At 39.6% G+C, this 13,205-nt stretch carries 11 protein-coding genes; all 11 read left to right on the forward strand.

Annotation, left to right across the window (positions count from 1 at the left end; translation table 11 throughout):
- Nucleotides 1–14: 14 nt before the first annotated feature.
- On the forward strand, nt 15–1,355 hold the full coding sequence (locus tag F4694_RS00770) for a sialidase family protein (RefSeq protein WP_179594997.1): 1,341 nt from the start codon (nt 15–17) through the stop codon (nt 1,353–1,355).
- A gap of 36 nt (nt 1,356–1,391) precedes the next feature.
- Nucleotides 1,392–2,396, forward strand: coding sequence for an SGNH/GDSL hydrolase family protein (locus tag F4694_RS00775; protein WP_179594998.1), 1,005 nt, complete (start codon nt 1,392–1,394; stop codon nt 2,394–2,396).
- Between the two features lie 43 nt (nt 2,397–2,439).
- Nucleotides 2,440–3,072, forward strand: coding sequence for a YesL family protein (locus F4694_RS00780; protein ID WP_218895475.1), 633 nt, complete (start codon nt 2,440–2,442; stop codon nt 3,070–3,072).
- A 26-nt stretch (nt 3,073–3,098) separates the two neighbouring features.
- Nucleotides 3,099–4,274 carry a Gfo/Idh/MocA family protein gene (locus F4694_RS00785; RefSeq protein WP_179595000.1) on the forward strand — a complete coding sequence of 392 codons (1,176 nt, stop codon included), beginning with the start codon at nt 3,099–3,101 and terminating at the stop codon, nt 4,272–4,274.
- Between the two features lie 46 nt (nt 4,275–4,320).
- Nucleotides 4,321–5,256 (forward strand): dihydrodipicolinate synthase family protein, encoded by a 936-nt coding sequence (locus tag F4694_RS00790; protein WP_179595001.1) that lies wholly within the window; start codon nt 4,321–4,323, stop codon nt 5,254–5,256.
- 348 nt (nt 5,257–5,604) lie between these two features.
- On the forward strand, nt 5,605–6,288 hold the full coding sequence (locus F4694_RS00795; protein WP_179595002.1) for an N-acetylmannosamine-6-phosphate 2-epimerase: 684 nt from the start codon (nt 5,605–5,607) through the stop codon (nt 6,286–6,288).
- Between the two features lie 2 nt (nt 6,289–6,290).
- Nucleotides 6,291–7,178 carry an ROK family protein gene (locus F4694_RS00800; protein WP_179595003.1) on the forward strand — a complete coding sequence of 296 codons (888 nt, stop codon included), beginning with the start codon at nt 6,291–6,293 and terminating at the stop codon, nt 7,176–7,178.
- 92 nt (nt 7,179–7,270) lie between these two features.
- Nucleotides 7,271–8,950 carry a DUF4091 domain-containing protein gene (locus tag F4694_RS00805; RefSeq protein WP_179595004.1) on the forward strand — a complete coding sequence of 560 codons (1,680 nt, stop codon included), beginning with the start codon at nt 7,271–7,273 and terminating at the stop codon, nt 8,948–8,950.
- Nucleotide 8,951: 1 nt separating this feature from the next.
- Nucleotides 8,952–10,697, forward strand: a complete 1,746-nt coding sequence (locus F4694_RS00810) for a glycoside hydrolase family 35 protein (protein WP_179595005.1) — start codon at nt 8,952–8,954, stop codon at nt 10,695–10,697.
- Nucleotides 10,698–10,736: 39 nt separating this feature from the next.
- The gene (locus tag F4694_RS00815) at nt 10,737–11,189 is read left to right on the forward strand and encodes a YhcH/YjgK/YiaL family protein (protein WP_179595006.1); all 453 of its coding nucleotides are present in this window, start codon (nt 10,737–10,739) and stop codon (nt 11,187–11,189) included.
- Nucleotides 11,190–11,349: 160 nt separating this feature from the next.
- On the forward strand, nt 11,350–13,197 hold the full coding sequence (locus tag F4694_RS00820; RefSeq protein WP_179595007.1) for a sensor histidine kinase: 1,848 nt from the start codon (nt 11,350–11,352) through the stop codon (nt 13,195–13,197).
- The last annotated feature ends 8 nt before the right edge of the window (nt 13,198–13,205 follow it).

The following is a 13,205-nucleotide window of genomic DNA, read 5'->3' on the forward strand; positions in this document are numbered from 1 at the left end:
GGAGCGATAATTTTATGTCTACTATTCAAGCAGAAGCAATCTTTTATCCAAACCTTGCGGGGTCAAGGGCTTACAGGATTCCATCGATGATTACGACAACGAAGGGAACGGTAATCGCTGGCATTGATGCGAGAATTGTCGATCAAACTGACAATCCTAACCAAATCGATGCTTCAATCCGACGCAGTGAAGACCATGGTGTGACATGGGGACCTGTCCAAAAACTCGTAGCTTTTGCGGGTGAAGGCTTAGACGGAGCTGCCGCCATTGATACATCCCTTTTACAAGATGAAGAAACAGGAACAATCTTTATGATCTATTGTCATTCACCAGGAGGAATTGGTTTATGGAATAGTGAGCCGGGAATTGGATTTGATGGAGATGGCCGCCGCAAATTATATGATCAAAAAGGAAATGTATACTTTTTATCACAATCAGGAAACGTTTTTGATACTGAAAACAATGTAACGAGTTATACCGTTGACGAAAATGGTTATGTTTTCAATGATGGTCAAGCCGAGGGGAATATTTATTTTAAAAAGGGAATTGACCCTAATGAAAGTTTACTAGAAGCAAGAACATGCTTTTTACAAATCATTCAAAGTGATGACGACGGACTGACTTGGTCCAAACCAAGAGAATTGAATGGTTCGGTTAAGGAAGAATGGATGAAGTTTATTGGATCAGGTCCTGGCTGCGGTATTCAACTAAAGCATGGGGAAAAGAAAGGCCGGTTAGTGTTCCCAATCTATTTTTCCAATGAAGCAGGAGCTCTGTCTTGTGCTTGTATGTATAGTGATGACCATGGTGTGACGTGGCAGCGCGGTGAATCTCCAAACGACGGAAGAGAGCTTGACGGTGAGGTTCTATCAGCCAAAACCATCTCTGAAGGTAAACAATATTTAACAGAGTCACAAGTTATTGAATTGCCAACGGGTGAATTGAAGTATTATTTGCGAAACCATTATGGACTCCAAAGAACAGCCGTTACAACTAGTACAGACGGAGGCGAAACATGGGGCGATGTTACGTTTGATATGGAATTGATCGATCCAATCTGTCAATCTAGTGTTGTTACTTATCCAGATTTAGGAGATGGAAAGGTACGAGTATTATTCTCCAACCCAGCGGATGAAAAAACGAGAGTAAAAGGAACTGTCCGCTTAAGTGAAGATGGCGGTAAAACATGGCCGTACAGCAAGGTAGTTGAAGACGGCTACTACGGGTATTCTTGCTTAACTGTCCTTAAAAATGGTGAAATTGGTGTCCTGTATGAACGCGTGTATGATTACGCTGATTGGAATAACATGGACATAGCGTTTGTTAAGTTTTCGTTAGATTGGTTGAAGTCTTAACTAGTTTTATAGCTAGTTATAATTGGAGGAATAAACTTGAAGCAGATTCCATTATCTGAAAAGTTGTTTCATGGAGCCGTTTCACTGGAAAAAACAAAAGAGTATGTGAAGCCTTGGAGAATCCCTTTCGACAAGAAGGAGTTTTTTCCTCCAAACGGCATAAGTGGGCAAGCGGAGCTGCCGGCAGGGGTCCGAATTAAAATCCGCAGTAATACCCAATTGATTAAGATTGGGATTGTGGAAGCAGCGGAATTGATGGAAATGGATTGTCTCATTGATGGTTCTCTAGTAAAAACAGCCTATATTCCGACAGGGGACACAATGGTTTCCTTTGATTCCCTCGCTGGGCAATCAAAGTTGATTGAAATCTATTTATCTCAAAAAGTACCTGTTTCTATTTCAGGAATTTGGATTGATGAAGGGGCAGAGTGGGAACTGGTAGATGATTCCCGTTTGCGCTGGATTACGTATGGGAGTTCTATCACGCATTGCTACTATTCAGATAGTCCATCGCAAACATGGCCGGCGCTGGCTGCTAAGAAGATGGATTTCCATTTAACCTGCCTAGGGTATAGTGGAAATTGTCATTTAGAGCCAATGGTAGCAAGAATGATGCGTGATCTTCCGGCTGATTTTATTTCGATATGTGCAGGAATTAATATCGTAGGTGGAAATACATTATCGGAAAGAACTTTTTCCCCCGCCTTGATTGGGTTTATCGAAACAATTCGTGATGTGCACAAGGATGTGCCGCTGGTGATCATTTCTCCTATTTTTCACAGGGAGAGTGAAAAAATTGAAAATCAAGTTGGATTGTCACTGGAAAAAGTGAGATACGAAATTGTTCAAATCGTTGATCTGTTTAAGAGTCATGGCGATCAAAACATCTATTATATAGACGGGCTTGACTTGTTTGGCGAAGAATATGAAAAATTCATGCCTGATGGACTGCATCCAAACGGAGCAGGCGACAAAATCATGGCAGTACGTTTCCAGCAGTTGATCGAATCGCACGTGCCAATAATAGTAATACCTAGTTAATTTTAATCTAAAAAGAGGTGGGAATATGTTTCACGCTGGCTACATGGAGAAGTTAAATACAATTATGGAATGGATCATGAGATTTTTTGTCCTTCAATTAATTTGGATATTATTCTGTCTTGTGGGACTGGTGATTGGAGGCATATTCCCGGCCACTTTTACGATGTTTGCGATTTGCCGAAAATGGCTTAATAAACAAACGGAATTTCCCATTTTTCGAACGTTCTGGGATATGTACCGTAAAGGCTTTCGCAAAACCAATCTTCTAGGTTGGGTTACCACGTTAACGGGTTTGAGTCTCTATTATTATTTCCAGCTGTTCAAAGGAGCAGAGGGAATGATCGATCTTGTTTTACTCATTGTCGTGTGGATTGCAGGAATCCTTTATTTGATGACGGTCCTGCTTATGATTCCAGTCTATGTCCATTTTGACATCAAACTGATTAACGTTGTTAAATATGCACTGATTATTGCTATTTCAAATCCATTTCATTGTCTAAGTATGGCGGCGCTTATTATTAGCTTCAGCATGGTAATGATTATAATTCCAGGACTAATTCCGTTTTTTAGTTTCAGTGTGCTGGCGTTTGGACTAATGTGGATGGCAAAATCTGCTTTTACGAGAATGGAAAAAAAGGTTTCAAAATTAGAGAAGATAAATAATAGCTTAGTATAAAAACTTGATTTAAAAAGGTGGATATCATGACACAGTTAAGAATCGGTGTAATTGGTACAGGATTAAGGAGTACGATTGCGAAATATTGGCATAACCCTGATGGAAACTCAGTTGTAGTGGGCGCGGCTGATGTGTCTTCGAAGGCGCTGGAAAGATTTAAAAACGAGATTGATAAAGATGTATTTGTAACGACTGATTATAAGGAGCTGCTAAAAAGACAAGACATCGATGCCATTGCGATTTTATCCCCAGATTATTTACACGAAGAGCATGCAGTCGCTGCCTTACAGGCAGGAAAACATGTATATTGTGAAAAGCCTTTGGCTATCACTCCTGAAGGCTGTGACAGAGTTCTTGATGAAGCCCAAAAATCAGGAAAACATTTAATGATTGGTTTTAATATGCGCTACATGAGCATGTACCAAACGATGAAAGAAATTATTGATTCGGGTGTCATTGGCGATATCAAAGCCGTATGGGTCAGACATTTTGTCGGACTTGGAGGCTATTATTATTACCACGATTGGCATGGTACTGCAGCAAATACAACATCATTATTGTTACAAAAGGCCTCTCATGATATCGATGTGATTCATTGGCTGACAGGCAGTTATGCAACCAAAGTATCGGCTTTTGGAAGTCTAGATTATTATGGCGGGGACAAACCGAATGACCTGCATTGCCCGGATTGCGAACTCAAAGATACTTGTCCAGACGCTAGTTTACAAACATTAACACAGTGTGCCTTCAGAGAAGAAATCGATGTAGAAGATAATAATATGCTGATTATGGAGTTAGAGGGCGGCATTAAAGCTTCTTATATGCAATGCCATTTTACACCTGACTATTCGCGAAATTATACCTTTATTGGAACAAAAGGCCGTCTCGAAAATGATGATGTGAATGACAAGGTCTATGTGAAAACTAGAAAATCAGGTTCGTGGCATGAGATGAGTGATATCACCTATGAAATGAAGAAAATGCCTGGGACTCATAGCGGTGCAGATCCACGCATCTGTCAGGATTTTGTGAATTTAGTTTTATTTAATAAGCAGCCGTTAACAACACCTTTTGCTGGCCGTATGAGTGTTGCTGTTGGCTGTGCAGCGACAGAATCGATTCGCTCAGGCGGAAAAGTTGTTCAGATTGAGCAAGGGAGACATAAACCAACTCAATCAGGTTTAGAATTTGTAGAATTATAGAAGAACAACTGCCAGTTTACTATAAAAGTCTAAAGGGGATACCAACATGAAAGCTTGGGATTTAGATCAATTTAAAGGTGTATTTGTTGCCATGTATTCTGCCTATGATGAGGCAGGCGAGGTTTGTGAGGAACGAGTGAAAAAGCTGGCACGTTCCTATGTAAATAGCGGAGTAACAGGTTTATATGTCGGAGGCAGCTCTGGCGAGGGGATCCTGCAAACAGCGGAAGAAAGAAAGAAAGTAGTAGAAGCTGTTACAGAAGAGGTTGGCCGCGAGCTAACGATTATCGTCCATGTTGGGGCAAATTCTACAAAAGAAAGCAAAGAGCTTGCGATTCATGCAGAGAAATGTGGTGCCCATGCGATCTCAGCCGTTCCAGCAATCTATTACCGTTTGTCGGAGCAATCGGTTGAAAAGCATTGGCAGGAAATGATCGACAGCACTTCATTGCCATTTATTATTTACAACATTCCACAGACAACAGGATTCAATTTAACTCAATCACTATTCCAAAAAATGGCTGCTCAAGAAAAAGTAATTGGAATTAAGATGTCTGGAGAAAGTGTTTTTGATTTGCAACAATTTAAAGCAAATGCTGGAAAAGAGTTTCTCGTTTATAACGGACCAGATGAACAATTCTTAGGCGGACGTATCATGGGAGCAGATGGTGGTATTGGCGGAACATACGGTGTTATGCCGGAATTATTCTGCGTACTTGACCAATTATATAAAGCAAATGAAATCGAAAAGGCTCAAAAATTACAATTTGAAATTAATAGCGTGATTAAAAAGCTATTAAGCTATCCATCTTTATACGGTGCTTGTAAGTATATTTTATCACTAAGAAATATTGAAACAGGTTCTCCAAGACTTCCATTATTACCTGTAACTCAGCAAGACCATGCATCCCTTGCTAAATTAAATGATACGATCCAAGCACTAATAAACACCTATAGAAATGAAGTAGAAAAAGTATATTAATAGGTTATTAGTTGTCCTTCATAGCTTTATGAAGGACAAACTGCATTAAAGAATAGCTGTTGATTTGCGCTCCTGTAACCAGCGAAAGAAAATAAGCGAATACTTTTCGGTTAAATGTAGAATGGAGCCTGTTTCGGGGGGAATAAGGGGAAGTTTTCCGGTTATGCAAAGGGATATTATCCGATTTCACCTATTTCTGGGAAATAGGCGGAATCCCTCCGTCTATTTAGGCTATTTTTAATAGTAATAACTGATTAAGCGGAATTTTTCCGTCTATTTAGATCCTTAAAATAAATAAAGTCAACAATGCCCTTTTTCACAGTATAAAAATAATAAGGAGATCATAACATGAACACTCATCCTTTTTTTACAACAATACACAAAGATTTAATTGTTTCTTGCCAGGCGCTTGAACATGAGCCGCTGCACGGATCAGAAATCATGGCGAAAATGGCTCAGGCAGCTAAGGAAGGCGGTGCAAAGGTAATTCGAAGCAATTCCGCAGTTGATGTCGCTGCGATTAAACTCCAAACAGGACTACCGGTCATTGGTTTAGTCAAGCGTGATTATCCAGACAGTGAAGTCTTTATCACAGCAACCCTTAAAGAGGTAAAGGAACTATTGGCAGTAGAGGCAGATGTCATTGCACTAGACGCCACTTATCGCAAGCGGCCAAATGGGGAAATCCTAAAAGATTTAGTGGACTATATCCATGAAAATAGTAATGCGTTAGTAATGGCGGATATTGCAACGATTAGGGATGCGGAATATGCGTTAGAGTGCGGTGTAGATATGGTCTCTACGACTCTTTCAGGCTATACAGATGACAGTCCAAAACAACATGATCCAGATTTTGAACTAGTCGAACAGCTTTCTAAGCGGTTACCCATCCCTGTTATTGCAGAAGGCCGCATCCAAACACCAGAGCAAGCACGCAAAATGCTGGAATTGGGCGCTTGGTCGATAGTGGTAGGAGGAGCCATTTCAAGGCCGCAATTAATCACAAAAGCTTTTGCGGAAGGAATTCGCTAAGAATGAAGCACTATCTGGCATTTGATATCGGGGGTACACAAATTAAATATGGGATTGTGACAGAAAGAGGAGAAATTCTTTCCCATTGGATTATGGACACCGAAGCGCACTTCGGCGGACGGGCCATCATCGATAAGGTAATTACGGCCAGTAAAACCATTGTGGCGGAATATGCTGTCAGTGGAATTGCCATTAGTACAGCCGGACAGGTTAATTTCCATACCGGAAGTATTGTAGCTGCCGGTGAAACAATCCCTGATTATACAGGTGTGGAAATTAAGAAACTCGTTAGTGAGGCCCTCGGACTGCCTGTAGCAGTAAGAAATGATGTCGACTGTGCAGCCCTTGGAGAAATGTGGCTTGGTGATCACGGCTCAAGCAATTTCATTGCTTTAACCGTAGGTACAGGCATTGGCGGAGCGATTGTGATGGATGGAAAAATGTATTCGGGGCATTCCTTCAGTGCAGGGGAATGGGGCTATATGCTCGTTGAGGGTGAACCTTTTGAAAAGAATGCCTCCGTTTCTGGATTAATTCAGTTTGCCAATCACTATAAAGGACAACGTCAATGGACCGGAAAAGAAATTTTTGATCTATATGATCAAGGTGACGAGCAGATTCAAGAGGCTGTCAGAGAGTTTTATCGTTATTTAGCAATTGGAATCTCCAATCTTATATATATTTTTAACCCGGAAAAGGTCATCATCGGCGGAGGTGTCACGGCTCGGGGAGAGACGTTTTTACAAGAAGTACAAACAGAAATCAACACCTATTTGCTTCCTTCTTTTCAGAGAAATACAGAGGTTGTTCTTGCTAAACTATCTAATCATGCCGGAATGATTGGGGCGGTTTACCACTTTATGGACGATTCATATGAATCTATTAACTAAAGGCAGTAAGGAAATTGAACTTGTTGGGTTGACTCAACAAGTGGTGGTGGTATAATTTAGATAATTTAGATTAATTAAGGGGGTAATGGCTGATGGAACTAGAATTTGTAACAAGATGTTTAAGTTCTCTAACAAAGGTTTTTGCTGATCAAGAATTGAAAGATCAGGACTTTAACAAAGGTTCAGCGCTTTTAAATGAATCTTACTCTTTTCAGGTTGCCTATAAATCTAGAACACTCGTAAAGAATATTAAGGTGAAAGTAAATTCAGCTTTTCATGATAAAATCACGGTCCGCTCTGTAGGACTGGTTCCATCCGAATTACCATGTTATCACGATCATGATGATCTCATACTGAAATCAACACCGGGATTATACCCTGATCCGCTTTATCCGATTCATGCCAAGGATGGTCTAATCGCTTTTCCAGAGCAGTGGCGTTCTGTTTGGATTACTGTTGATCTTCAGGGAGACAGTAATCCAGGCAGATATACTATTGATGTAAGCTTTGAAAAGGAAAACGGGGAATGCCTGGGCAAGCAAGCCTTCGAATTAGAGGTTATCGCCGCCGAACTGCCCAAACAAAAATTAATACATACAGAGTGGTTCCATACCGATTGCCTTGCTACTCATTACCATGTAGATGTATTTAGTGAGGAACATTGGAGGAGAATTGGCCAATTTGTTCAAATGGCTGCAAAACATGGAATGAATATGATTTTAACACCCCTATTTACGCCGCCTTTAGATACCGCGGTCGGGGGAGAGCGTCCGACTGTTCAACTGGTTGATGTAGAAAAGTCAGGTGAAACGTTTCATTTCCACTTTGAAAAGCTAAAAAGATGGATTGATTTATGCAGTAAACAAGGGATAGAGTATTTTGAGTTTTCCCATCTCTTTACCCAGTGGGGAGCAAAGCATGCGCCGAAAATAGTGGGTATTGAAAATGGAGAGTTTAAACAGTTCTTTGGCTGGGAAACGGATGCAGCAGGCGTTGAATACCGAGGTTTTCTTCAGCAATTTCTTCCTAGTCTGCTAGAATTTATTAACGAGAATGCTTTAGAAGATCAATGTTTTTTCCATGTGTCGGATGAGCCGCATTTACCACAGGTTGAATCATATGAAAATGCCAGTCGCATTCTTCAAGAATATGTAAAAGACTTTCCAGTGATTGACGCACTTTCAGACTATACCTTTTATGAGAAAGGACTCGTCCAAACTCCGATTCCTTCCAATGATCATATCCAACCCTTTTTGGAGAATGGGGTAGAAAATCTTTGGACCTACTATTGTTGTGCTCAATATAAGAAGGTTGCAAACAGATTTTTCTCGATGCCATCGTTCCGTAATCGGGTTCTCGGTATCCAGCTATATAAATATAAAATTTCTGGCTTTCTCCACTGGGGATATAACTTTTGGTATGCACAATACTCAAAAAAGGCGATTGATCCATTTAAAAATACCGATGCCAATCATGCATTCCCATCCGGAGATGCTTTTCTCGTCTACCCCGGTGAGGATGGACCAATTGAATCGATTCGGCTTGAGGTTTTAAATGAAGCCCTCCAAGATTTGAGAGCGCTTCAATTGCTGGAAAGCTTGGTTGGCAGAGAACAAGTGTTAACCTTTTTGGAAGAAGGGCTGGATTATGAAATCACCTTTGATCAATATCCCCAAGACCAAGAGTGGTACCTGTTAAAAAGGGAGCAGATGAATAACAAGATTAAAGAAATAACCCTTACTACTGACTTAAGTTCAAGGAAGAAGGTGTAGGATGTCAGCATTAACATTTAATCCTCAATCGTTTTTATTAGAAGGCAAGGAAATCCGACTATTAAGCGGTGCGATGCATTATTTCCGTACGGTGCCAGAATACTGGGAAGAACGTTTATTAAAATTAAAAGAATGTGGGTTTAATACGGTAGAAACCTATGTAGCATGGAATTTACATGAGCCTGAGGAAGGGCAGTTTGTTTTTGAGGGCATCGCTGATATTGAAACTTTCATCAAAACGGCAGAAAAAGTGGGACTTCATGTCATTGTCAGACCCGGCCCTTATATATGTGCAGAATGGGAATTCGGCGGCTTTCCTTATTGGCTCCTGACCGTACCAAATATCAAATTACGCTGCTACAATGAACCGTATTTAGAAAAAGTAGATGCCTTTTTCGATGTCTTATTTGAACGATTGCAGCCATTGCTTCGTTCTAATGGCGGTCCGATTATTGCAGTCCAAGTCGAAAATGAATATGGAAGTTTTGGAAATGACAAAAAATATCTAAATTATATGCGCGATAGCATTAAAAAACGGGTCCATGATGAATTGCTATTTACTTCCGATGGTCCGGCACCAAGCATGCTTCATGGCGGGATGATTGAAGGCGTTCTGGAAACCGTAAATTTTGGTTCACGCACAGAAAGCGCGTTTGAACAATTAAAAAAGTATCAGCCAAATGCTCCGCTGATGTGTATGGAGTTTTGGCATGGCTGGTTCGATCATTGGGGCGAAGAGCACCACACTCGATCATCTGAAAGTGTCATTGAAACATTGGAAAGTATTCTGCAGGAAAAGGGTTCTGTCAACTTTTATATGGCCCATGGCGGAACGAATTTTGGTTTCTATAATGGAGCGAATCATAATGAGGAAGTTTATCAGCCAACGATTACTAGCTATGATTATGATGGCTTATTGACAGAATCAGGTGATATAACGGAAAAATTCATTGCGGTGAGAAAGACGTTTGAAAAATACGTTGATTTGCCTGAAATGAAATTACCTCCTGTCACACCAAAAAAACAGTACGGTGAGGTTTATTTCACAGAGCGTGCTGCCTTACTAGATTCATTGAATCAACTCTCTAGTCCAGTTGCGAGCCAAACGCCATTAACGATGGAGGAGTATGGGCAGGCTTATGGGTTTATCGTTTATGAAACAGTGATAAAAGGAGCTTACGGAAAGCAGATGATAACCGTTCAAGATGTTCATGACCGCGGTCAGATTTATTTGAATGGTGAATATGCAGGGTTAGTTGAGCGCAACGGCGACCGCTCCCGTATCGAAGTGGATATTACAGAGCAAGAAACAAAACTGCAAATTATCGTGGAAAATATGGGACGGATTAATTACGGACCATTCCTCGAGGATCATAAAGGAATTACAGAAGGAGTCCGATTAGGCAACCAATTTTTATTTGATTGGACTGTGTATCCTTTACCGTTAAAAGATTTGAGTTCCTTAACGTTTACTAGTGATGAGGCAAAAGAAAATCATCCTTATCTTCACCGGGGAACTTTGAATATTGATGAAGCGGCAGATACGTTTGTCGATATGTCCGGTTGGACAAAAGGGGTTGTCTTTGTGAATGGACATAATCTTGGCCGATACTGGGAAATCGGTCCGCAGCAAACCCTCTATGTACCAGCTCCGTTTTTGCATAATGGGAAAAACGAAATTGTCGTATTGGAATTACATGAGCATAAAGAAAGTATAAGGTTTGTGGACCAGCCTGTATTAGGATAATACCTTCACACTACCCGAAAGAAAAAAGGAGCAACCATCATGATTGTTAATCACATTGATAATGTAAATTCTTACAAAGGGCTCAATGAGAAATTCGATAAAGCTTTTGAATATATCCAAAACACGAATTTTGAAAAGTTGGAGCCAGGCTTCTATGAAATAGAAGGAGAAGAACTTTTTCTTAATCTAGTTGAATATGAAACAAAAGGTATAGAGGACCGTGTCTGGGAATCACACAAAAGATATATCGATATCCAAGTCATCATCGAGGGACATGAATTCATTGGGTATGAGTTATTTGAACGGTTAAAAATCAAAGAGGATTACAATGAGCAGGATGATATTTACTTTTTGGAAGGCAGTCTGCAATCCAAGGTAAAACTTGAAAAAGGTGATTTTATCATTTGCTATCCACAAGATGCTCATATGGCTGGAATAATGGTCAATGGCCGCGAAAAGGTCAAAAAAGCTGTTTTTAAAGTCAAACTATAGAAAAACTGTACAACAGCAGCCCTGATGTCTACGTCAGGGTTTTCCGTTTTTTGGAACCGTCGTTTAAAAACAAACCGTGCTATTCAGACCTTCTTGTTCGTAATGCCCCGAATTATAAATTACACCTCCATGCCGTATTTAATAGAAAGGATATCGCGATATGTCAGTATTTAGCAAGGATAAAAAAGAATACGCCATTTCGTATCGTTTAATGTTTTTTATTATCATGATTATCTTAATTGCTCTAGCTGTAACATGCTCTTATTCTATTTATATTTACCAAAAATCAACACAGGAAACCGCTATAAAACATGCCCATGAAGGATTAGAACCGTTGATACAACAGATAGAAGGTGTTTTTAATAGTATGGAAGTATCTGTGAACTCATTATGGACCCATCAGGATCTTCAGTATTTATTACAAATCCCCTTAGAGGATTGGAACGAAAATCCACGCCACATTCTCAACATTAATCAGCATATGTCCTTTTTGTTTTCCTGGCAGCAGGGAATTAAAGGAATCTACATTATTACTGATGACGGTGGAATTATTTATGATAGTTCCAGAACGGTATTGAACCGAACCTACAATATTCTAAATGAGTCCTTTATCCAAAAGAGCAGACTTATGACGAAACCTTTTATCGATGGGCCACATGATTCTAACTATAACTTGGATCGTGAACAAGTGTTTTCTTTAACAAGGCCCTTATATGAAGTGCCAAGTATTAAATGGCGGGGTGTTATTCGGATTGATGTTAGTGCGGAAAAATTGTTTCGGATTTTGAGAAATGTTGATCAGAGAAATGATGCTAATCTACTGGTAGTAGATGATAATAAAAGGATCGTTTATAGTCGTTCCTCGACTCTTATTGGCACAGATATATCAAACACTGCTTACCGATTGATTTCACCTTCGAGAGAAAACAGTACTGATCTTATTCAAAAAGTAAAAATAGACAACCATTCCTATTATGCTTTCAGCGAGTATTCACCTGTTTTAAACTGGACATTTTATCGATTAGAACCGATTGAGGTGACACAAACCGTTGTCTCTAAAATGATTCTCCTTGTGATTGGAATTGGTTTATTCTCATCACTTGTTATTTTTTTAATTGGCTGGAGGCTGCTTCTTCAAGCTTTTAACCCTTTAAAACAACTCGTCTATGCATTTCAAAGATTAGGAGGCGGTGACTTTTCGTCACAAGTAGAACCCACTAGAATCAAAGAAATGAAGCCTGTAGTAGACCAATATAATAACCTTGTCAATCGACTTAGCCATGTCACTGAGCATTTATTCCTTGAGAAGCTAGAGCGTCAGCAGACTGAAATTCAAAACCAAAAGATCAAACTGCAGAAACGCGAGATTGAAATCAGGCAAAAGGAAGCCGAGAAACGTCAATTAGAGGCACAAATAAATCCTCATTTTTTGTACAATACACTATCGTGTATCCAAAGTATGGCTGAACTTGATGATAATCACCGAATAGAAAGTGCTGTCAACTTATTAAGCAGACATTTACGTTATACGGTGTCAAATGAAAAATATTTTGTCACCATAGAAGAAGAGCTTACCTATGTAAAGGTGTTTACGGAAATTCAAAAATTTAGGTATAACGATAAAATTAATTTCATTTACGATGTACCGCGAACATTGTTCCCACTGAGAATTAATCGGCTGCTTATTCAGCCTATTGTTGAAAATGCCTACATCCATGGATTAGAAGGAAAACTAGGAAAAGGGAATATTTTTTTAAAGGTTTCTTATACTGAGCCATTTTTATCCATTGAAGTACGAGACGATGGAGTTGGAATGTCACTAGATAAATTACAGGAATTAAATGATTTTATTCAAAGTCATAAAAAAGAAGATTCATTGATTCCTAAGGTAGATTCAGGTTTAAAAAATGTCATTAGACGCATTTTTTTAACCTACGGCAAGTCATCGATGGTTCAGATTGATAGTGACAAAAACAAAACTGCTATTCAAATACGTATAAAATTATAAAGGAGTCT

The organism is Neobacillus driksii (assembly GCF_013409995.1).
Lineage (GTDB): Bacteria > Bacillota > Bacilli > Bacillales > Cytobacillaceae > Neobacillus > Neobacillus driksii.

Excerpts from the sequence above, each read along its gene's own strand:
- F4694_RS00770 (WP_179594997.1), top strand. The coding sequence starts at position 15 with ATGTCTACTATTCAAGCAGAAGCAATCTTTTATCCAAACCTTGCGGGG.
- F4694_RS00780 (WP_218895475.1), top strand. The coding sequence starts at position 2,440 with ATGGAGAAGTTAAATACAATTATGGAATGGATCATGAGATTTTTTGTC.
- F4694_RS00785 (WP_179595000.1), top strand. The coding sequence starts at position 3,099 with ATGACACAGTTAAGAATCGGTGTAATTGGTACAGGATTAAGGAGTACG.
- F4694_RS00790 (WP_179595001.1), top strand. The coding sequence starts at position 4,321 with ATGAAAGCTTGGGATTTAGATCAATTTAAAGGTGTATTTGTTGCCATG.
- F4694_RS00795 (WP_179595002.1), top strand. The coding sequence starts at position 5,605 with ATGAACACTCATCCTTTTTTTACAACAATACACAAAGATTTAATTGTT.
- F4694_RS00800 (WP_179595003.1), top strand. The coding sequence starts at position 6,291 with ATGAAGCACTATCTGGCATTTGATATCGGGGGTACACAAATTAAATAT.
- F4694_RS00805 (WP_179595004.1), top strand. The coding sequence starts at position 7,271 with ATGGAACTAGAATTTGTAACAAGATGTTTAAGTTCTCTAACAAAGGTT.
- F4694_RS00810 (WP_179595005.1), top strand. The coding sequence starts at position 8,952 with ATGTCAGCATTAACATTTAATCCTCAATCGTTTTTATTAGAAGGCAAG.
- F4694_RS00815 (WP_179595006.1), top strand. The coding sequence starts at position 10,737 with ATGATTGTTAATCACATTGATAATGTAAATTCTTACAAAGGGCTCAAT.
- F4694_RS00820 (WP_179595007.1), top strand. The coding sequence starts at position 11,350 with ATGTCAGTATTTAGCAAGGATAAAAAAGAATACGCCATTTCGTATCGT.